The organism is Pseudomonas sp. H1_D05 (genome assembly GCF_054682705.1).
Genome location: NZ_CP162825.1, coordinates 569,667 through 592,065 on the forward strand (window position 1 = coordinate 569,667; position 22,399 = coordinate 592,065).

13 protein-coding genes are annotated in these 22,399 nt (G+C 58.5%); 5 read left to right on the forward strand and 8 right to left on the reverse strand.

All coding sequences use genetic code 11. The features are described 5' to 3' along the window. Positions 1-50: 50 nt before the first annotated feature. Positions 51-3,176: a dermonecrotic toxin domain-containing protein gene (locus AB4O11_RS02595; RefSeq protein WP_460130054.1), complete on the reverse strand. Its 3,126-nt coding sequence runs from the start codon at positions 3,174-3,176 to the stop codon at positions 51-53. A 292-nt stretch (positions 3,177-3,468) separates the two neighbouring features. On the opposite strand from AB4O11_RS02595, the gene AB4O11_RS02600 reads away from it, so the two are divergent. Both AB4O11_RS02600 and AB4O11_RS02605 read left to right on the forward strand, forming a co-directional pair. Beyond that, positions 3,469-6,612 (forward strand): transglycosylase domain-containing protein, encoded by a 3,144-nt coding sequence (locus AB4O11_RS02600; protein WP_320336394.1) that lies wholly within the window; start codon positions 3,469-3,471, stop codon positions 6,610-6,612. A 192-nt stretch (positions 6,613-6,804) separates the two neighbouring features. Next, entirely contained in the window at positions 6,805-11,919 is a 5,115-nt protein-coding gene (locus AB4O11_RS02605; protein WP_460130056.1) for a dermonecrotic toxin domain-containing protein, read from the forward strand. Between the two features lie 142 nt (positions 11,920-12,061). Here AB4O11_RS02605 and AB4O11_RS02610 read toward each other — a convergent pair whose 3' ends face one another. From AB4O11_RS02610 to AB4O11_RS02630, 5 genes are all read right to left on the reverse strand, one after another. Then, positions 12,062-12,565 (reverse strand): CS1 type fimbrial major subunit, encoded by a 504-nt coding sequence (locus AB4O11_RS02610; protein ID WP_186622944.1) that lies wholly within the window; start codon positions 12,563-12,565, stop codon positions 12,062-12,064. A 33-nt stretch (positions 12,566-12,598) separates the two neighbouring features. Beyond that, positions 12,599-13,342: a pilus assembly protein gene (locus AB4O11_RS02615; protein WP_093430612.1), complete on the reverse strand. Its 744-nt coding sequence runs from the start codon at positions 13,340-13,342 to the stop codon at positions 12,599-12,601. Between the two features lie 44 nt (positions 13,343-13,386). Beyond that, the gene (locus tag AB4O11_RS02620) at positions 13,387-14,601 is read right to left on the reverse strand and encodes a hypothetical protein (RefSeq protein ID WP_460130059.1); all 1,215 of its coding nucleotides are present in this window, start codon (positions 14,599-14,601) and stop codon (positions 13,387-13,389) included. Between the two features lie 4 nt (positions 14,602-14,605). After that, positions 14,606-17,128: a CS1-pili formation C-terminal domain-containing protein gene (locus tag AB4O11_RS02625; protein ID WP_460130061.1), complete on the reverse strand. Its 2,523-nt coding sequence runs from the start codon at positions 17,126-17,128 to the stop codon at positions 14,606-14,608. A gap of 123 nt (positions 17,129-17,251) precedes the next feature. Next, the gene (locus tag AB4O11_RS02630) at positions 17,252-17,731 is read right to left on the reverse strand and encodes a CS1 type fimbrial major subunit (RefSeq protein WP_099757076.1); all 480 of its coding nucleotides are present in this window, start codon (positions 17,729-17,731) and stop codon (positions 17,252-17,254) included. Between the two features lie 499 nt (positions 17,732-18,230). Between AB4O11_RS02630 and AB4O11_RS02635 the strand changes: the two genes are divergently transcribed. Beyond that, on the forward strand, positions 18,231-18,806 hold the full coding sequence (locus AB4O11_RS02635) for a PadR family transcriptional regulator (RefSeq protein ID WP_460130063.1): 576 nt from the start codon (positions 18,231-18,233) through the stop codon (positions 18,804-18,806). Continuing rightward, on the forward strand, positions 18,803-19,588 hold the full coding sequence (locus tag AB4O11_RS02640; protein WP_460130065.1) for a siderophore-interacting protein: 786 nt from the start codon (positions 18,803-18,805) through the stop codon (positions 19,586-19,588). The genes AB4O11_RS02635 and AB4O11_RS02640 overlap by 4 nt, the downstream gene beginning before the upstream one ends. Before the next feature lie 102 nt (positions 19,589-19,690). Here the strand turns inward: AB4O11_RS02640 and AB4O11_RS02645 are convergent, their stop codons facing one another. Together AB4O11_RS02645 and AB4O11_RS02650 are read right to left on the reverse strand one after the other, a co-directional pair. After that, the gene (locus tag AB4O11_RS02645; RefSeq protein ID WP_460130066.1) at positions 19,691-20,332 is read right to left on the reverse strand and encodes a Pr6Pr family membrane protein; all 642 of its coding nucleotides are present in this window, start codon (positions 20,330-20,332) and stop codon (positions 19,691-19,693) included. Position 20,333: 1 nt separating this feature from the next. Then, entirely contained in the window at positions 20,334-20,564 is a 231-nt protein-coding gene (locus AB4O11_RS02650) for a VF530 family protein (protein ID WP_007916799.1), read from the reverse strand. A gap of 300 nt (positions 20,565-20,864) precedes the next feature. Here AB4O11_RS02650 and AB4O11_RS02655 point away from each other — a divergent pair, with 300 nt between their 5' ends. Further along, on the forward strand, positions 20,865-22,226 hold the full coding sequence (locus tag AB4O11_RS02655; protein ID WP_460130068.1) for a carbohydrate porin: 1,362 nt from the start codon (positions 20,865-20,867) through the stop codon (positions 22,224-22,226). Positions 22,227-22,399 lie beyond the last annotated feature (173 nt).

Consider the following 22,399-nt stretch of genomic DNA (forward strand, 5'->3'; position numbering starts at 1 on the left):
TTGGTGCATCGTCTTTTCAACGTGCGTTTTTTATCCAGAGGAATCCGCTATCAGGCCGCGCTGCTTTGCCGCGCTGGGTCGGTCACGGTTTTCACGACTTTGGAACCGGTTCTGATGATCTTGTTCTGAGGAAAGGCTTTCGCCTGTCGGGTTGGCTTGTCAAAAAAACCGGGATCTTTAACGGAATATTGTGCAATGGTCGGGGCACCGTACTGGGCTTGGTAGTGAAGCATCCATTCACCCGTCGTCCGCTCATATTTCATGTAGGCGAACCCCGTCAGAATCATATACGCGTTGCCGCTTTCATCATTACGCAACCCGTAATCCGGAAACTCCATGGCGGTACTCAACCCCCAACCATGTGCGTGGTCGGGTAGATCGTTGTATTGAGCAGCTTCCTTGCCCGCTTCCACGTGTCTGACGCGCAGGACATTTTCCCCCATCTGATCCACGGTAAAAGAGCAGCCGCTGAACCCGGGCGTAAACACATGATCGGGCTCACCCCATCGCGGGTGAACGGGTATGTCCACGTATCCTCCCTGAGGAGCCCAATACCCCAACAACGCATTGCTCTGATGTGGCAGTTCGTTAGGGGTGCTCCACACGCTGATGGCATTGAACTCACTGTCCACCGCGCCGGACGTGGTCATCCGTTGCATGGAAAAAATCATCTGCCCTCCTCCTTGGGTATTGGTCATTTGCGGGTCTACGTTGAGGACATCCGACCAGAACTGCGACTTGAAAAGATCAGTGCTGACAGGAAGATGATCAAATTGTGGGGCGGCCAGAGCCTGATGAATATTCGTCGGCCTGCCCGTGAAAGGGACGAATTCAAATGGCCCCCAATCATAGGAAAGATGGCGAACATCGTTGAGCGTCACCACTTCGATCCGAGGCTCCCACAGGCCGTTGGGCAAAAGTTCGCGGCTGAAAGGCGGGCGCAGCCAAACGGGTCTGCCGGAGGTACCTGGCTGCTGTCCGCTGACAACGTCCGTTTCATGCAGATCATCGGTAATATTGCCGCCGAACAGCGACTGCGGTTGCCATTGATCCGGCGCCACTTGCCGGTATCTGCGAGGCGCAAGTTCGTTGAAAGCCGAATCGACGAGGAGGACGTCGACACTTTCCGCGTTCAGGGTGAAATCATTCTTGACCCGGTACACTGCGACCTTGCCGCGCTCATCTATATTGCGGATATAACGGCGCAGTCCGTCAGCACTTTGCAAGATGCCTTTGCCTGCCGGGCTGAGACGCGCGAGTTCGGATGGTTTGACGGCATAGCGACGAAATTGCCTGTTACTGAACCCGGCCGGTGGCGGTTCGACTGATGTCGAAGGCGGCGGCAAGGCATGCTGCCATTCGCCAGCGCCATCTTGTTCAACAATCGGCTGATAAGCCTGCGGTTTGTTCGGGTGCAGAATTCTCGATTGCCCGGTGGCCGGCTCGATGACTTTCTCGAAGACGCCGTCCTCGACCTTCACATAGTGTCTGGCGCCGACCGCAAACTGATTCTGTGGATCAGGTTCCACGTCTGCCAACGACACATCGCTTCGATAGGGTACAAGGTCAGGCTTCCACAAACGCTTCTGTCCACCGGGCATTTCAATCGGCGTGAATTCCGAATGAACGCCGGCCAGCAACGGCAGCGTCGCCACACCAATGCCGATGTTTTCCAGCACGTCGGTGATGTGTTCCCAACCGGCTTCCCTATCGCCCTTGCTGAGATCTTCAAGCCCTTCCAGCACTTCGTCCATCAGTTGCACGGCGGACACTCCGAGCATGACCAAGCCCAATGGAGGTACGGCAAAAGACAGTACATTCAGCGCGGCCAGGCCGACTTCGAGGAATATCGCGAGCAAGGATTGCTCATCCCGCACATCGGCATCGGCATTGGACACGGCAGCGTCGCGGGCATCGCTGAAAATCCGCTGGTTGAACTCCCGCTGCAATGTTGTCCAGATGTCATAGTGCTGGACCCAGGGATCACCTGAAGGGTCCAGCACCCTGAGCTGCAGAAGAAAATCGGGATCATGCTTTTGCCGACGGGTTTGATGATCCCATAGCCGCGGCTTGCCTGACGCCGTTGGAATCTCTTCGGTAAAGCTGTAGTAGAACGTCGACCGATCCCTGTAACGCAAGAACCGGCTGAAGAAATGCTGATAGGCCGTTGGCGCCTTGGGTGAGTCACTTTCAGCGCGGCGCACGAACTGTTCGGTCAATCGGGCCTTGAGTGCCGTCACTGTGGCGTAGTGCTTTACGGGATGATCGGGGTCGTCGGGAATGTAGGCGATGAAATCGTTATTGGCGAAACCGTCAACGGTCGGCAGCAGGTCATCCAGAATGCTTTCATCGTCCGGATCGGCGATCTCGAAAATGATACAGCTGTGTACGGGCAACTCATTGAAACTCAAGCTTCGATACCACAGCGTCTTACCGTTGACGTGAACAGGTTCCTGCCCTGCTGCACTCGACATCAACGCTGCAAAATGTTCCGGGCGAATATCACCCTTACATAAGGCAATATAACTCGCAGCCCTCAGTGCTGCTTTCTGGTAATTGACGAACAGCTTATTCAGTTTGTCGCGAGCATTGCCGTCAGCCCAATGAAGTTCATCATGCAAATAGGCCTGATACTGTTTGCCGATATCCAGTTGTCGGCATAACCCGATGAACTCATGAACATCAAGTCCGACGTCGATTGTCTTTCCACCTGAAACTGTCACATAGCAATTCGGTTTAAAAAAGAACATAGCCTTTTTTTCAGGCGAATGGTTATGCAGGGCGGCGTCAAGCAGCGAAGCGGGTGGAACCTGCGAGCTGTGAAAATCACTTTTACCGGACAAATCCACCTGTACCCGATTGACGTCCAGATCCAGCCCGGAGCTTTCCTTGATGGCCTTTGCCAGCAATGGCGCGGCGAATTCATGAGGTGTTTTCACGGAGGCCATGGCGCTATTCAGCAACGTATGCGCCGCGACACTTTCTTCTATCAGGCGTCGCGCTTCTTCGCGTTGTTTCGGCGACGCAATCTTTAACCATTGTGGCGCATCGGCATCAAACGTCTTTAACATCTCAAGGTTTTCTTTTGACATACCCAACAGTGCTGACGGCGTTGCAGCCTTAACAATATCAATATTCTCGGCAATACTGAAAACCTGACCACGAGATTCCAACATGACTTCATCCCAGAGAAATAAAATTGAAGTCCGAGTTAACAACAAAACATTCAACAGGCGAAGTCCATGAGTACTACCAGACTTTAGCAACTTACATTCATATAAATAACCTTCACTAAAAAGTTACATATTTGTTTTCTTGATTCGCGGTCTCTCAAAGCGCCACGTCGCACCGCACTCTCCGTACCGGGGCTGCCAGCCGGCCCCCGATCGCACATTTTTTTCACCAGCCTCAACCACCGTCTAAGCTTCAGACAAGTCCGATCAATCTGCGTGAATGGATCAATCGACTATGGGCGCTTTGTGGCAAACCGATTCGAGTAAAGCCGTGGTTCCGACTGAACGAGTGGATGAAGCGCCTGTCCCTGAAAAACCCCGCCGCAACCGGCATGGGTGGAAGGCTTTCTGGTTGTTGCTGGTGATTATCGCGATCGTCGTGGGGCTGGCTGCGTCCAAGGAAATGCGCACTTCGCGCTTCCAGTCGCGTGAGCTCAGCCAATACGCCGCGTCGCTGACGTACACCCTCGAACCCGGTCCCAGTGAAGCCATTCGCTATCCGGGCAATGGGCCGTTCGATCTGCGCCTGGGTTACAGCTCGCTGGATGAATTCCTGCCGCGCCTGCTCAAACGCAACTACGTCATCACCGAGCAGGCGCGGTTTTCCCCGGCACTGCTCAGCTACACCGACAAAGGCCTGTTCGTGCCGTATTCGGAAAAGATTCAGGCCGGACTGTCGATCACCGATTGCCGCGCCGCACCGTTGTACAAGTACAACTACCCACAACAGCTGTATTCAAGTTTCGAATCCATCCCGCCGGTGGTGGTCAGCAGCCTGCTATTCATCGAAAACCGCTTCCTGCTCGACCCGAAACAGCCGCTGGCCAACCCGGCGGTGGACTGGCCGCGCTTCGGCATGGCCGCGTGGTCGCAAGTGGCAAAATTGCTGCACCTGCCGGGGCAGTCGGCGGGCGGCAGCACGCTGGCGACGCAATTGGAAAAGTACCGGCATTCCCCGGATGGCCTGACGGTGTCCGGTGCCGAGAAACTGCGGCAGATGATGTCGGCCAGCGTGCGCGCCTATCAGCCCGGCCCGCAAACCCTCGGGGCACGGCAGAACATCGTGCGTGACTACCTCAACAGCGTGCCGCTGTCGGCGGTGCCGGGGCATGGCGAAGTGCATGGCATGGCCGAAGGCCTGCGCGTCTGGTACGGCAGCGACTTCAATCAGGCCAACGAACAACTGAACAGCCCGGCCACCGATGCGAAGACCATGGCTGCCAAAGGTTTGGCCCTGCGCGAGATGTTGTCGCTGATGATCGCCCAGCGCCGCCCTTCGCATTACCTGACCAAGGGCCGCGAAGAGCTTGCCGACCTCACCGACAGCCATTTGCGCCTGCTCAAACAGAACGGTGTGATCGACAACGCCCTGGCCGATGCCGCGCTGACCAGCAAAGTCACCTACCGCGACTGGCAGACCCAGCCGACCCTTCAGCCGATCGAAACCAACAAAGGCATCAGCGTCGCCCGCAGTCGTCTGGCGAGCATGCTCAACCGGCCGCTGTACGACCTCGACCGCCTCGACCTCTCGGCCACCAGCACCCTGCAGGGCGACCTGCAAACCCAGGCCACCGCTTACCTGAAAAAACTCGCCGACCCGGCCTACGCCGCCGAAATCGGCTTGCTCGGTGAACGTTTGCTGACCCCGACCAGCACCACCCAAGTGCGCTACAGCTTTACCCTCTTCGAACTGACCCCGGACGGTTCCCGCGTGCGGGTGCAGACCGATAGCACCGACCAGCCGTTCGATATCAACGAAGGCAGCAAACTCGAACTCGGCTCCACCGCGAAAATGCGCGTGCTCACCACTTACCTGCAAATCATCGCCGAACTGCACGACAAGTACGGCGCAATGGGCGTGCCGGAACTGAAGAAAGTCGAAGTCCCCGATCAGGACCGTTTGAGCCAGTGGGTCATCGATTACCTGATCCAGAACAAGGATCACGACCTGTCGAAGATGCTCGGCGCAGCCCTCGACCGCAAATACTCGGCCAGCCCCGGCGAGGCGTTTTTCACCGGCGGCGGCCTGCATGTATTCCACAACTTCCGCAAGGAAGACAACGGCCGCATACCGACCCTGCGCGATGCCCTGCGTGAATCGATCAACCTGCCGTTCATTCGGCTGATGCGCGATGTGGTGCGTTATGTCACTTATTCAGGGCCCAACAGCAGTGCCGAACTGCTCAAGGACGATCGCGATCCGCGCCGGCAGGAATACCTGGCAAGTTTCGCCGACCGCGAAGGCACGGCGTTCCAGCTCAAGTTCTGGAAAAAATACAGGAACAAAGACACACAGGCGCGTCTCGACACCTTCCTCGACAGCATGCGCCCGACGCCGATCCGCATGGCCGCCGTGCATCGCTACCTACTGCCCGATGCCAGTCAGGAAGACTTCAATACGTTCGTCCGCTCGCACCTCAAAGGCACCAAGCTCACCGAAAAACTCACCGATGATCGCCTGATCCGTCTCTACGATTCCTATGGTCCCGGCAGTTACGATTTGCCCGATCAAGGCTTCATCGCCAAGGTGCATCCGCTGGACCTGTGGATGATGGGCTACCTGTTGAACCACCCGGACGCGACCTTCAGCGAGATCGTCAAGGCCAGTCACTTCGAACGTCAGGAAGTCTACAGCTGGCTGTTCAAGAGCAAGCACAAGGGCGCCCGCGACAGCCGTATTCGCACCATGCTCGAGATCGAAGCGTTCCTCGAAATTCACCAGCGCTGGCAGAAAGTCGGCTACCCGTTCGACCATCTGGTGCCGTCGCTGGCCACCGCGATTGGCAGCTCCGGTGACCGCCCTGCCGCACTGGCCGAGTTGATCGGCACTATCCTCAATGACGGCGTGCGCATGCCGACGCTGCGCATCGACAGCCTGCATTTCGCCGCCGGCACGCCTTACGAAACGCAACTGGTCAATGACCCGCACGTGGGTAAACGAGTGATGCCGTCCGAGGTCGCCACAGCCATGCGCGAGGCACTGTCGCAAGTGGTCGACGCCGGTACAGCAAAACGTGTTTCCGGCAGTTTCAAACTGGCTGATGGCAGCCCACTGGCCATGGGTGGCAAAACCGGGACCGGCGACAACCGGATCGAAGCCATCGGTTCGGGCGGACGCATCCTCAGTTCGAAGTCGATCAACCGCACGGCGACGTTCGTTTTCTACATCGGCGATCACCACTTCGGCACCCTCACCGCGTTCGTTCCGGGGCGTTCGGCAGAGAACTTCAAGTTCACCTCGGCCCTGCCAGTGCAGGTGCTCAAGGGCATGGCGCCGATTCTGACGCCGTATCTGCAACCGGGCAGCGACTCACAGTGCAACCCGACGCAGACCGCCAGCGTGGCGATGCTCGAAGCGCCGCGCCCTACAGCGAGGTAACAAATCGTGTCGGCTTTTTCTGCATCAGGGTGACGAATTTTCGCTTCAGCGGGTGGTATTTATATATTTTTCAGATTCGAATTTTCGTCGAATTGGCGCTGCGCAAAGCCGTTTGCCTCCCGATCTTTGAACTTTTGTTTTGCCCTGCCCTGAGTAGGCTGATCACTCCTCAACAATCAAGGATGATTGGCCATGTCTCTCTCCCCCCTGCCTGCGGAAAACGCGGACAAAGGACGGCACTACGAATTCATCAAGTCCGCCGTCAACGACAACTTCAAAAGCGCCACCGTCACCCGGAGCCTCGCCTTGGCAGTTTCGCCACTGAAGAACGAAGCCTGGTACACCAAAGCACCTTCCGCGTATCTGAACAAACTCGCTGCGGCCAACCTCAAGGCCTGGGGATCGCAGAACCAGGTTGATCATCTCTTGGCGAAAATCGATCTCCATGCCTTCGCCGAGCCGCTGCTCAAGGCAAAAATCAAGGAGCGGCACGGCATCGAGCCGGACGTCAAAAGCACCTTTCTGCGCCTGTATCTGCCCAAGGACAAACCGTGGTACGCCATCGACCTTTCCGCAGGTGTCGTGACCCGCACCGTCTCGCTGCTGGATGCCGCCCTGCACAATTTCGCCAGCAGTGAAACGGTCGGCCATGGCTCGGACTACATCAGCGAGCCCGATGAGCGCGGTCTGTTCGATGTCGTACCGATCAAAAGCGCCATGCCCATCAGCCAGTTTCAGGCGCTGTGCCGCGATCTGGATATCGGCGCGCGGTATAAAAAACACCTGGAAAGTTACCTGCTGCCCGGCGAACCGCTGGCCGAGAGCGTGCTGCAGTACAAGGTCAACGAGAGTCAGAAGGACGCCCTCGCCGTCGCCGCACATTTGGCCCTGATCAAGGACGATATCCAGTACGACGCCTACAAAATGCTCTTGAGCCTGACCGAGGAAAAACCGCAACTGCTGCTCAATGGCCGCGCGATGCAGTGCGCTGACCTGTCACTGCTAGGCACCCGGCTGACCGGGATTCTGCTGCTGACGCACGCGGCGTCGGACAGCCGCGGCGTTCGACGCCTGATCGTCTACATTCCCCACGACCCGGATCACCCGGTCAAGGAGTACAACTCTCTGAAAGCCTTCCGGGAGGAGTTGGTGCGCCAGCTTCGTGAAGACCGATTCAGCGAGTGGACCGAACAGACCTACCGTCAGTTCTTCAGCCAGTTTGTCGACCATCAGCAGCGCGGGCATTTCTTTGCCGAGCTTGAGCAACGCCTGTTCATTGTCAGGTATCACCCGCGTCAGGATCCCACCGATCAGCAACCACCGTGGCGCAAGGACCCGCTGGACAATCCCAACCTGCAGTTCGGTCGGGTGAAATTGCAGGGCGATTACTGGCGCCACGCCTATCAGCAAAAGCTCAACAAGATCCTCAACGACGCCCGGGAGATCGCCGTCTCCACCGCCGACACCGACAGCAAGGCGCGCTGGGCGTGGTGGGACAACTTCAAGAAAATCCTTTCGGACATTTTCAACGTGGCGCTGTTGATCGCCACACCATTCGTGCCGGGGCTGGGCGAATTGATGATGGCCTACACGGCCTACCAGCTGACCAGCGATGTGATCGAAGGCATCGTTGATCTGGCCGAAGGGCTTTGGCAGGACGCTGCCGGGCATGTCATCAGTGTGGTCACCGACATCATTCAGTTTGCCGCCTTCGCCGCCGGCGCGCAGATCGGCAAAACCTTTCGCGTCAAACTGTCGTCGCTGGTAGACGGCATGAAACCGGTCAGGCTGCCCAATGGCAAAAACAGCTTATGGCACCCGGACCTGAGTCCCTACGAGCGCAATGAACTGATGCTCTCGCCCGGCGCCAAACCCGATCGCCATGGCCTGCATCAGTACCGCAACGAACACGTCCTGCCGCTGGAAGGCAAGCTGTATGTCGTCGAAAAGGCCACGACTGATGCGACGTCCAACACCCACCGTATCAAGCACCCGAGCCGCGCCAACGCCTACCGACCGAAAATCGAACACAACGGCCACGGCGCCTGGGTGCATGAAGCGGAGACCCCGCACAACTGGCCGAATGACGCGCTGATGCGACGACTGGGCCACAGCGTCGAACGCTTTTCGCCCGCGGAACTTGAGCAGATCCGCATCGGCAGCGGCACCGATCACGACGCCCTGCGTCAGATGCATATCGACAACAGCCCGCCTCCGCCGCTGTTGGCCGACACAGTCAAGCGCTTCAGCGCCTACGACGATGTACTCACGGCGACTGCCGACATCCGCGCGGGCCGCCCGATCGATCCACAGGCCGTCTGGCTGGAACCGGTGTTGACCGGTTTGCCGGGCTGGCCTTACAGCAAAGCGCTGGAGGTGTTTGCCGATGCCAGCCTGAGTGGTTACTCGCGCAAGTACGGCAATCCGCAGGCTGCGCCGGCGGAGACGTTGCGCATCAGCCAGGCCGATCTCAATACTGGCCGGCTGGCGGAGCGGGTGGTGGACTTTCTCGGTGGCGAAGATCTGAATAATCTGACCGGTCACGCCGCCGCCCGCGACGAACGTATCGCCCGCTTGCGCAATCGGCTCGCGGACGCGGTGGACGAGCGTCGCAGCGCCGTCGCGCATCATATTTACCTGGCCGGTGAACGCTCCGCAAACGCCGACATCCGCGTGGTCAAACAGACCTTTCCAAAACTTCCGGTCGTGCTGGCGGAGGAAGTCGTGGCCCAGGCCAGCCGGGCCGAATTGCAAAGAGTCGCGGACGAACAACGCCTGCCTCTGCGCCTCAAAAACCAGGCCCGGGAACTGGATTTCGAAGCCAGCGCCGCCCGCGCCTACGACGGCTTTTTTCACGATGACCTGATCACCGTCGACACCGAACGACTGGCCCTCAACACTCTGAAATTCAACACTGACAGCTTCAGCAACCTGCTCATCGAAGTCCGCGACGGCACTTGGGATGGGCCTTTGCGCTGCAGTGCCGGAGCGCCGGATGCGACCAGCGTCCGACGCCTGATCCGCGATGAACAGGGGCGCTATGCCGTGCTCGACGGCAACAACCGCGAGCTGCATGAGGCCGACGACTTCTATACATCGCTTCTGCGCGCGGTGCCCGAACAGACCCAATCGGTCCTGGGCCATCGACGCGGCCAGAGTCATGCACTGAAACGCTGGATCATGGAAAAAGCCGCGCCGGCGGCCGAGCGCCGGACCGTGCTGGCCGAACCGCCCATTCGCCCGGTGGCAAGCATTGAAACTGCCACCCTGGTGCGCGGCTGGCCACGGCTTTTCCGTCGATCGACACCGGAGGAAAGAGTCAGCGACCTGTACCCCAAAATGAGTGCAAGGGAAGTAACCGCGTTCATCGAGGCATTGGCACGCAAGGGCGACCCCGTCGACGCCATCGTGCGCCTTGAAAACGATCGTAAGGAATTGCACGAAGAACTGGCGAGTTGGGGTAACAGGTATCGCGAATCGGACCCCGAATCAGAATACATGCCCTTGTCATCGGACTACTTGCACGAAGGCGGTCAATTTATTGCAACACGGCTGATTGATTGCTTTGATCGCCAAAGCGAGTTTTCAGGTGAGCGCAGCGTGCATCCTGCGCAAGGCTATACGCTGGACTTGTCTTCCGAGTTTCTGGGTCACGACCTCGAGCGCTGGTGGAATGACCTGCGCAGCCGTCCGAAAATGAAGAAATACTTTGATCGCATCACCGCGTTGAAACTTGACCGGGCGCGCCTTTCCCCGGAGCCCAGCGCTCTGCTGAGTAACTTCCCTGACCTTCGCCAATTGAGCGCCCGCCAGTGCGGGCTGAAAAAAATGCCCTCCATCCTCGGGTTGATGCGCCAACTCAGAGATCTGGATCTGGCCGATAACGCCATTACACTGACCGGCGAATCCAGCCAGGACCTGGCCAGGCTGGATCAACTGCGAACGCTGGACCTGAACGGCAATCCCCTGCTTCAGCCACCGGATGTCGGGCAAATGGATCACTTGACTGAACTGCGCCTGGCCAAAACGAAAATCCAGACCTGGCCGAAAGGTTTGTTTCACGTCGAGGGTGTCGAAAAACAGCGACCACAAAGTTTCTTTCTGGATCTGCGCGAGGCGCCAATCGACACCTTGCCCAAGGTCACTTCCGGATCCGTTCAGGCCAAAATCCTGAGCCGAGCGCGCTTCGATCTGGAACGTTTGTCCATGGAAGATCGCATACGCTATGGCAAGTACCGAGAGTCCGTAGGCCTCTCTTTCGTGCAGGATTCCTTTCCGGCCGCCGAAAACGAGTTGAGCTATTGGCGATTGTTCCCGAAGGATTCCATTGACTTCAGTCCGTCGGGATCACTCAGCAAATATCGTGAGGATTCCTGGCATGACCTGATGGCCGAACCCTATTCGGACGGTTTTTTCAGTGTGATCCGCAAGCAGCGAGAGAGTGCCGAATACAGAACGGATCACGGTCGCAGACGCTTGACCCAAAGGGTCTGGGACATGGTCGATGCGGCCGCACTGGATGCCCGGTTGCGAGAAAAACTGTTCAAGCAGATTGTGTCACCGCAAGATTGCGGGGATCTCGGCGCCCAGTTGTTCAACTCATTGGGAATGAAAGTGCTGGTATCGAAGGCCTATGCCGGGTCGACCTCAGCCAGCGAACTGGACACCAGGCTGGTCCGTTTGGCACAAAGCGCAGCCCGGCTGGACCGGGTTGCCGATGAAGCCGGGGTCGAGTACAAAAATCAGAAGCAACAAAAGCGTATGGACCCCGGTAACCCCGAGCCGGACGAAGTGGAAATCCATCTGGCTTTCGAGATAGGCCTGGCTGAGAAACTGGGGCTGCCCTGGCAGTCCGAAAGCATGCTGTACCCCCGTGTCTCCGGAGTCTCTGCGGAAAACATCGAGACCGCCTACAAGTTAATCATCAAAGACGAACAGGGTGACGGACTGGTCAACGGGATGATCAACCTCACCTCCGAAAACTTCTGGGAGGAATATTTATACCGTACCCACCCGCAAGAGTACGAAGCCAATGACCGTTTGTTCGACGATAAATCAGCGCAGCTCGAAGACCTGCGCAGCGCGCAGGCGGAGTATGCCAGCTCCGTCCCTCAGACACCCCTGAATGAGCTGATACGAAAAATGGAAAGGCTCGTCGATCTGTTGGGTGCTTCCCAGGCAGAAGTGTTCAGCGGCGACGCCATGAGCGAGCAGTTTTACAAATCCTTGATCGAAAAAATCGCTTATGAGCGCAAAGCGCTTTCCAGAAAACTGACCCGTGAAGCCATGGCCAGGGCCGGTCTCTGACTACGACGATTTACAACCCGGCCAGCCCCGACAAAGACTGGCCGCACTGCCCGGCGACTTGACCGCTTACAAATGCCGGGGGCATACCGATATTGCTCGAGCAGTACCGGGCTTGCGTGCTCTGGGTCAGGCCAAACCGCGCTCATTCTGCACCCGGCGCCCTGGCGGTGAACATCAGCACCACCGTGCCTTGGTAATCCCCGGAGAGATACCCCCCTTCCGGCTCGATCGGATCGATCTTCAACGCCACGCGTTTGCTCCTGGCGGCTTCTTCCTCGGACAGCACCTGGCGCGGAGTGGCGTGCGAACTCAGCTCGACATCATTGAAAGAGACCCGCAGATCGATCACTCCGCCGGGGCGGCCATTATCCAGATAGGGGTCAAAGACCAAACGCGCTTCGATCGCGCTGCTGTCATGGTGCACATCGAAATTGCGCATCAGCCCGCTGAGGGTCGAGCGCTGATAGTCCCACTCAAGCCGCTGTGGCCGGTGAATCCAGTCCGGTTCTGCCGGAATGATGTAGAACGGGCGGCTGGGAATGGTCAGGGACACTTCGAAAGTGTGCTCTTCGCGCGCGGCCCACGCCCCGGCGCCGGTCAGCGCAGTGGCGACCACCAGCGCGGCGGCGGTGCATTGCTTGATCATGTTGGTTACCCGATGGGTCAATGGAAAACGAACCTAGCGACTGGCGGTCTTCATGCTTTTTTTCTCGCTGCCTTCGATCAGGAAGAAGCGGTATTCGCGGCCCTTTTCCTTGTCGAAGGCAAAGGTCTTGCCCGCCAGCACGTGGTGTTTGGTGGTCGCGCCGCAGTCACTTTCCTTGCTCAGTGAACAGCTCTTGAACTCATCGACAATCAGCACGGTGTTGCCATCGTTACGCAGTTCATAGCGTTTTTCGGTGTCATTGATGACGGTGGCAAAACGCGCGTCCTTCGGCCGCACAAAGAAGATCGTGCCGAACCCGGTCATTACGTTGACCCCGGCTGAAAGCGAGTTTTTGTAGTCTTCGCGCTCCTCGCTGCTGACCACGAATTCGTCTTCCTTTTCCGGTACCACCGGGACGAAGCGCACGCGGAAATAGCGCTCGCGATCGCGCTCGCCCATGTACAGCAAACGCGTACCCTGCATGCCCTGCGCCGGGACGATCAGCCGCGCCGGACTGGCCATCACGCCATTGCGTGAAGCGCCGTCGGCCGCGTTTTGCACGGGCACTTCCTGCGGCACACCATCGGCGCCGTAGATGATCTCCAGCACATTGACTTTGACGAAGGCCGTGGCATCGCCGCTGTTGAATACGCGTTTCAGGTAAGTACTTTTATCAGCGTCGAGATAGTCGTAGACGGTGCCGACGTTGATTTGCGGGCCGGCCTGCGCCGTCAGGCAACACACGCTGAGCACGCCCAGCAGAAAACCACGTTTCATCGCGTTCAACTCCATGAAAATCGAAAAGGGCCGGACTGGAGCGCTCACGCATCCGAGTCCCAGATAATGGTGATGTTGCCGCGCAGCCGGTCGTTCTTGCCGGGGCGCAGGAGGAATTCGATCGCAAACGGGTCCAGCTCGAAATGCAGCGTGCCGCCCTTGCGCTCTACGTACATGTTTGGCTGGAACGGCCCCATCCAACTGTTGAAATGCAGTGGAATTTTGCTGACGGGGCCACCGCCGGGGCCGTCGATTCCCGCAGGCAAGGACATCGAGACCTTGACCTGAACGGAATCGCCCGAAGGGCTGCCGAGGTTGCAGTACGCCGCGCCCTGGGAACTGCATAGCATCATCACCTTGAAGCGCGAAGATGCCGAGATGAAGAACGGTTGGTCGCGGAAGATCCGCGACGGCTTGCGCCCGCTGTCGATCCACGGCGCCCATCCGCCTTCGGGTTCCAGCGACACTTTGTTGCCACCCGGCGGGAGATCGACTTTTAGGGTGTGCTGCACGTCCAGTACGAAGTCGAGGGTCAGGTTGGTGTCGTCTGGTTGAAACGCTGCCCCCAAATCGAAATCGCCGTTGGGCCCCATGCTGTAGGAGATCGCTCCCGTATACAGACCGCTCGACATGCTCAACGGGTTGGGAGTTTTCAGCTCGTAAGCAAAATCAATTTTCTCGAAGTACATCGAGGGGATGCGGTAAGCGGCAGTCTTGGTACAGGCCGCTTGCACAGGCGTACGCCAGAAAAAACGATAGGTGTTTTCGCTGTATCCCGCCACGCCGGTACCCTGGCACGGCGCCGGCGCATAAAGCCACCCCGTGCGGGACTCCCAGAGGATGTCATGGCCTGTGGGAGCTGCCACTCCGGTAAGGTTATCCACGGTATCGCTCAGCACAAATCGGGAGCCGATGCCGGTGATACGTAACTCTACGACCTCCGTTTCCTGCGTATCCTGATTGGTCACCGTCAACCGCTTCCAATCAGCGGGCACCTGCAGCGAAACATCGTCGCCTGGCAAAAGCTCGCGAGTGGAACTGTAGCGGACAGGCAACTCGATGCTGAACATGTTGTTGCTGGCGCACTGCGCAGGGAAGTTCACGCAATAGCCACTATTGGGCGTCTGGTTGACGAACAGGTTCTTGCCAGGTTGCGAAGAGTCGGGTTGAAACAGCGCACGGATTTCCTGATTGATCGCCTGTGCCGTGGGCATGCTTAGCGCCAGCAACAATGCACAACCACCTGTAAATTTTTTCATAAGATCAACCTGCCTTCTGTTCGGTGGAGGTGGCGTCAGCGAGGGTGTCCGGCGTGCAGCGCAGATCGCCGATCATCAGCACATTGTTTTCGCTGCGATGGTCGGACTCGTTGAGGCGGAACTGGCAGAGCAACTGGTTGCCCTGACGCACTTCCAGGGTCGGTGAGCCGGCGTTCATTTCCATCGAGAAGAACCCGTCGACTTCGCTCACCCCACGGCTGGCGTGGTTGATCACGTGGTGGCCCTTGAGCGGCCGCCCCTGGCCATCCACCAGTCGGCCGAGCACGGTCATGGTTTTCATCACGCGGACCTTGCGGTACTCCACGCCGCCCTTGTTCAGGTGATAGCGGGTGCGCGGCGGTTCGATGGACGCGGCCGGCACGTGGTTGCCCTCGAAGTCGAAACTCACCGAGCTGTTCTGGTACGCGGTGATCGGGATGAAATTGCGCCCCGGCTTTAACGCCGCACCGCCACCGCTGAAATCGTCGGCCCGCAGGACGATGTCCTCGATGTCCGACTCGACATCGACAATCAGCCCGGCGCCACGCACTTCGGTCTGACTGGTCATGAGCATCTGCTGCGCACCGACCACCAGCGTGCTGTCGAGGTTGAGGCCGCCGGTGAAATTGCCGTTGTAGGAGGAGCGCTGAATAAAGCCGTCACCATTGACCGCGTCGGTGCGGAAGTTGGCCAGGCTGGCGACGCCCACCCCGTAGGTGTCGGTGAGTGCCGTGACCGACACGTTCTGCAAGACGTGATCCCGGAAATCCTTGCGCCAGCCGAGCGAGGCGTTGTTGTCACGCGCACCGTCACGGGCCGTGCGTGAGCCAATACTGCCGCTGATCTGCTGACCGGGGGCGCCGAGCGCCATGTTGATGCTCAGGTCGACCCCGCGATTGCGCGCATCGCCGCTGCTGAAACTGCCCGGCCGATCAAAAATCGACAGGCGCCAACTGGCATCGCTGCCCAGCACCATCGTGCGCTGGGTCCAGCCCAGATCGACGCCCATGCCTTCGACATTGCCCTCGCTGTGCGAGACCCGCGCGTTGACCGAACTCTTGCTGCTGAGGCGATGGTTGAGCGCCAGCGAGGAATTGCTGGTCTGGCCGATGAACACATTGCGCGGGCGCACCCGGGTGCCGTCCGGCAACGTGTCGTAGGTATTGGTGGTGTCGAGCCAGCTGCGGTTATGGCTGACGACAAGGCTGCCGGCGCCGTAGTTGTAGAGGCTTTGCAGATCGAGACCGGTGCCGTAATCCTCGGTCTTGTAGACGTTGGCGTAGAGGCTGATGTGATTGGCCAGGGTCCAGTCGATGGACGTGCCGTATTGCAGCTTTTCGCGAATCTGCCGCGCCGACAGCCCGAGGATGACGCGCGGATGCAACAGGTAATTCAGCGAGGCACCTGCGGTCGGGCTGCCGCTGGCCTGGGTGTCCCAGTTGCTCAGCAGTTTCTGTTCTTCGCCGGCAAAAACGTTGTAGCGCCAGCGCTCGTCGAGGTTGCGCCAGTTGTTGGGCTTGTACACCAGCTCCTGAGTAGTGGAGGTGATCTGGCCGTCTTCGATCAGCCGGACTTCCACCTCATAAATGCCACCGGGCAGCGGCCGGGTGTCGAGGGTCTGCAAACCGGCCGGCACCGATTGGGTATTGATCAGCAGGCCATCGCGCCAGATCTCGACGGAACCCTGGCGGTTGGCGGTGACATAGATCGGATAAACGCTGGGCATCGGGCTGTTGATGGCCAGGCTGTCGGAGCTGCCGTACATCACGCCGACGGCGGTGTCGGGACTGCTGCCGAACGTACGCGGCTGGCGCGTCAGCCCTTCGGAATTGGGGGTGAAATAGCCCAGGCGGAAAAAACTGCCTTGCAGTTCGCGCTGGGTGTGCAGCTCTTGAACAGCGTGATAAAGCTTGTCGTCCGGACCGCCGAGACGGGCCACTTGCAGATTCAGCGTCTGACTCCAGCTGCCCAGACTTGAGCTGGCTTCGAGGCCGAAACGCCCGCCGAGATCCTGATCCTGGCCGCCATTGAGGTTGAGCTGGTTACGCACCATCAAGCCATGACTGCCACCATCAGGCTGTTCGAAGTAACGCTTGGCTTCAACGTCGCGTTCGGCATTTTCGGTGAGAATCGAGACCAGCGAGTTTTCCAGGTTGTAGTGCACCGCCAGAAACTGGTCTGGGCAGGAACCGCTGCACGCACCCAAGGGCACGCCGGGTTTCAGATAGCTCGCCCATTTTTCCCGCTCGGCGGGGCCAAAACGATTTTCGCTGGTGTCAGTGAATTCGAGCAGGGTGAGGCGATCGTCGCGGGACAACACCACCATGGCCTCACCCAGTGGTTGCTGATCGACTTCGACCCGTACCGCCAGCGGCACATCAAAGAAATGCTCCTCGAAATCCGCCGGCAAACCCTTGGCCTGCGCCAGCAGACTGCGTGGTGTGGTGCCGGTGGAGTTGGAAGCCACAGCTGCGCTGGCACAAAACAACAGCGCAAGCGCAGCCGCGATGGGTGTCATCGGGAACATGAACGCGTACTCGGATAACAAACAATGGAAGTCCGTCGAGGCAAACAAATCGTCAGCCCCGACGGTCAAGCGTCAACATTGAAGTTGGGCTTAGTGCCTGATCGATCGATCAAGTGACTGCTGTTATGGCGTCACGGCGTCGAAGATCATCGCCACGGCCCCGGTGTAATCACCTGGCTGGAAGTTGTTGCCCACCGCGCTAATGTTCAGCGGCGCACGGTAGTTGACGTCGGACTCTGCTTCGCCCACGACCAGTTGCGGAGTCAGGGTCAGTTCCTTGTTGTTGAACAGCACGCGCAGTTCGATAGAAGTACTGCCCGAGATCAGTTTTGGCAGGCTCTCGAGGCTGGCGTGTACCGAGCCGTTATTGTTGCGCACGTCGAAGAAGCCATTGACGTCGCGCATCTTGCCGGTGGTTGGCTGATAGCTCATGTCCTGGTCCTTGTTGACCAGATCCGGATCGGTCGGCACCACATAGAAACCGTTGGTCGGCACATGCGCGACAAGGCTGATCGAGTGCGACGCTTCACCAGCGGCGAATGCGCCAGTGGAACCCAGTGCCAGAAGAGCCAGTGGAGCGGCGATTGCGAGTTTCTTGAACATCGTTATGTACCTGTTTTCTTGATAGGGGGATAAACATTGAAAGTTCAGGTAAATCATTGCCCGAGTTGAGCCAGATCAACTTGAACGTTCAACGCCTAGGCATCATCGACTGTTGCCTCTGGAAAGTAAGCAAGCAACTTCCGATAACCTCGTAGTTAAACAACCCCATGACCCGCCAGAAAAAAGAACAAAATAACGATATTCGAAACAGTAACTGTAAGTTATCCCCTACAGACAGTTTAAATTAAAAAACCATACAGCAACTCCGCCCCGACAGTACGGCAACTCAGGGTCATTTAGAACATATACTCTACATCAAATAGAGTGATGACTTTAACTTTCAAGTTATCGCTGACTTACACCCCCCTGAAAAATCATCGCTTGCATTGGCGGGTGGGCTGCCGCTCGTCAGCCGAGGTCGCGACGCGGGGAAAAACGTCTTGCACAGACCTTAAGATATATCTTAAGTTGTATCTAAACACGACGAGAGAAGACCGAAATGAGAGACCATCATTCCCCCCACCGCGAACACGGCGACGGCCGTGACGGCTTCGAGAAGCGCCCCGGACGTGAGCGCGGCGGCCGTGGCCCACGGGTATTCGCCCCCGGTGACCTGAAATTGCTGCTACTGGCGCTGGTGGCCGAACAGCCGTGCCACGGCTACGACCTGATCCGCCAGATCGAAGGCATGTTCGACGGCGCGTACAGCCCCAGTCCCGGGGTGATCTACCCGACCCTGACCTTTCTCGAAGAGAGCGAACTGATCACTGGCGACGCCGAGGACGGTAAAAAACGCTACAGCGTCACCGAGGCCGGTCGTTTATCTCTCAGTGAGCAAGCGGTCGCGCTGGACGGCGTGCGTATGCGCATCGACGTCAGCAAACGCTCACTACGTGGCCATGATCGGCCGCCGGAAATCCACGAAGCCGTGCACAACCTGCGCCATGCCCTGCAAATGCACCACGGCCGCTGGAGCGCCGCAGAAATCCTGCGCGTGCGTGACCTGCTCAACGACACCGCCAAAGCCATCGTCGACGGCCCTGCCGTTCAACCTGCCCCGGAGAAAGCCGAATGACTGCAGTCGATACCCAAACCATTCACCGTGTGATGCACGAAATCAAACGCCGCAAGCTTGAGGTGTTGCGTGTGGTCGACCTGACCCCGCGCATGCGCCGCATTACCCTCGGCGGGCCGGAGCTGGCCGGGTTTATCAGCCTGGGCACTGACGATCACGTCAAACTGTTGTTCCCGCAGAACGCCGAACAAGCCGCCGCGCTGGAGACCATGGTGCTCGGCGCCGGCAAGGACGATGGACCAAAACCGGAAATGCGTGATTACACGCCGCGTCGCTACGACCTCGATGCGCTGGAACTGGACATCGATTTTGTCCTGCACGGTGACGGCCCTGCGTCGACCTGGGCTGAGCAAGCCAAGCCAGGACAATTCCTGCACATCGGCGGCCCGCGCGGCTCGATGATCGTCCCGGATATTTTCGACAGCTACTTGCTGATCGGCGACGAAACCGCCCTGCCCGCCATCGCCCGCCGCCTCGAAGGCCTGGCGGCCAACCGCAAGGCGCTGGTGGTGATCGAAGTCGAAAACGGCGCCGAACAGCAAGTGCTCGAAAGCGCGGCGCAGGTCAATGTGATCTGGGTACTGCGCGAAGGTAGCAAGGACAACCTGCTGGCGACGGTGAAGCAATTGCAGGTGCCTAAAGGCAATCTGTATGCGTGGGTCGCGACCGAAACGAAAGTCTCGCGACAGATTCGCCGGGTGCTGATCGATGAGCATGGGCTGGATGAACAACTCATCAAAGCCGTCGGCTACTGGCGCGCTGCAGGATCGGAAGAAGAGTGATATCCCTTGTAGGAGTGAGCCTGCTCGCGATAGCGGAGTGTCAGTCAATAAATTTGTAACTGATCCACCGCCATCGCGAGCAGGCTCACTCCTACAGGTGCTTTAACTTCGTGCAAGCCTCCAGCGGTCGAGGCCAATGACCAGCAAGCCAATCCCCACAAACCCCAGCAATATCCCCCCGGCATTCAGCAGCACCTGTGGATAACCCAACAGCGCCACATCAATGAACGGATACGCATACGCGCCGAGCAGATGCCCGCGCAGCAAGGCGTAGATGAAATACACCAGCGGATAGATCAGCCACACCGGCAGATGCCCCAACCGCAGCGTACCTTTCGGTACGCAGAGCCACCAATAGCCAAGAAACAGCAGCGGCATCACGTCGTGCAGCAACTCGTCAGCAATAAATTGCCAGCCTTCCGGGTGCCACAAATGCCGCAGCAAAAGGCTATAGGCAAGCCCGACCACAGCAATGCTCACGGCAATGCCACTGCTGACCCACGGCTGCAAAAACCAGCGGCGCGCGGCGGATTCGCGAGCGGTCACGGCACAGGTCAGCACCGTCGCCACCAGCGTGTTGGTCAGAATCGTGAAGTAGCTGAAAAAGCTCACCAGCCCGCCCAACAGGCTGGCGCCGACGCTTAAACGCGCAAAGAAAATCAGATAAAGCTGAATGCCCAACCCCGCCCAGCCCAATATGGCTGCGCAGGTGATCAGGCGGCGGCGCCAACAACCGGCATGCATTTCAGAGCGGTCGCTTGGTGCGCATCAATTTCACGTACAGACGCTCGACCTTCTCGCGCGCCCATGGCGTTTTACGCAGGAACGTCAGGCTCGACTTGATGCTCGGATCACTCTTGAAGCAGCGAATATCGATGCGCTCGGCCAATCCCGACCATTCGTAATGGCTCACCAGTGCATTGAGGATCTGTTCAAGGGTGACGCCGTGCAGCGGATCGGGAGTTTGTTCGTTCATGCCAGGCCTTTGGGCGAAGTGAAAATGCGGAAGCCGCGCACCTTAGCCGAGGGGCTGACCGGGTGGAAGGCCTGACTTCAAATGTAGGCCAACCTGGAAAGATCGCAGGCCACGACCCGGCCGACAATGCGCCCGTTTGCCGCACTGTTACCGAATCCGAAACGCTGCATGTTCACAAAAGGCCTTTGTCTTTTTGTAACAGATCTTTATCCTGCCGCCCTTCCGCTGAATCGCTTCACTGCCTGCGACATATTGAAGCGCTCGAATTGCACCCCGAAAACACCAAAAAAAGACTGAGCCATGCCCGATTTTTCCTTCTCCCGAGACAGCGCTATCTCAACCCTGCGCACCTTTGGCGGCTTTACCGCCCTCGGCCTCGCCACTTGCGTTCAAGCGGCGCCCGCGTTCGACAGTGAATCACCGTACATGCTCGGTGACTGGAACGGCACGCGCACCGAACTCTCGGAAAAAGGCTACGACTTCAAGCTCGACTACACCGGCGAAATGGGCAGCAACCTGCACGGCGGCTACGACCACGACCGCACTGCACGCTATAGCGATCAGTTCGGCCTGGGCACGCACCTGGATTTGCAAAAGATCCTCGGCTGGGACGACGCCGAGTTTCAACTGACCATCACCAAGCGCAGCGGCAACAACATCAGCAACGACCGCATCAACGATCCGCGCGTTGGCGGCTTCACCTCGGCCCAGGAAGTCTGGGGCCGTGGCCAGACCACGCGCCTGACGCAGATGTGGTATCAGCAGAAATTCTTCGATCAGAAACTCGACATCAAGGTCGGTCGCTTCGGTGAAGGCGAAGACTTCAACAGCTTCCCGTGCGACTTCCAGAACCTGGCGTTCTGCGGCTCGCAGGTCGGCAACTGGGTCGGCGGCATCTGGTACAACTGGCCGGTCAGCCAATGGGCGCTGCGCGTCAAATATCACCTGACCCCAGAGCTGTACGCACAGGTCGGCGCTTACGAGCAGAACCCGTCGAACCTCGATCGCGGCAACGGTTTCAAACTCAGCGGCAGCGGCACCCAGGGCGCGATCCTGCCGATCGAACTGGTGTGGACGCCGAAACTCAACGGCCTGCCGGGTGAATACCGTGCCGGTTACTACTACAGCAACGCCAACGCCAGCGACGTCTATAAAGACAGCCACGGCCAACCGGCGGCCCTGAGCGGTGAAGCCTATCGCAGCGCGTCGAGCAAACACGGCGTGTGGCTGGGTATTCAGCAGCAAATCACCAGCATGGCCAGCGATAACTCGCGCGGCCTCAGCGTGTTCGCCAACGGCACGATGCACGACAAGAAAACCAACGCGATCGACAACTACGTGCAGGCCGGCATCACCTACAAAGGCCCGTTCGATGCGCGCGCCAAGGATGACATCGGTTTCGCCCTCGCCCGCGTGCACGTCAACCCGGCCTTCCGCAAAAACGCCGAAGCCAGCAACCGCGCCAACGCCGTGTACGACTACGACGATCCGTCCTTCCTGCCGCCGCAAGACACCGAATACAGCGCCGAGCTGTATTACGGCGTGCACGTGACCAACTGGCTGACCGTACGCCCGAACCTGCAATACATCCGCCACCCCGGTGGCGTGAACAACGTCGACGACGCCCTGATCGGCGGGATCAAGATCCAGTCCTCGTTCTAAAGCACCACTGAGATCCAATGTGGGAGCGAGCCTGCTCGCGAAAGCAATTTCAACTTCGCCAAAGAAGTCGTCTGACACAACGCTTTCGCGAGCAGGCTCGCTCCCACAGGAAAATTCGTTAGCTACACAAGTTTTTATCTGAACCATGCCTGTGCCAAATCGTCATCTAAAGT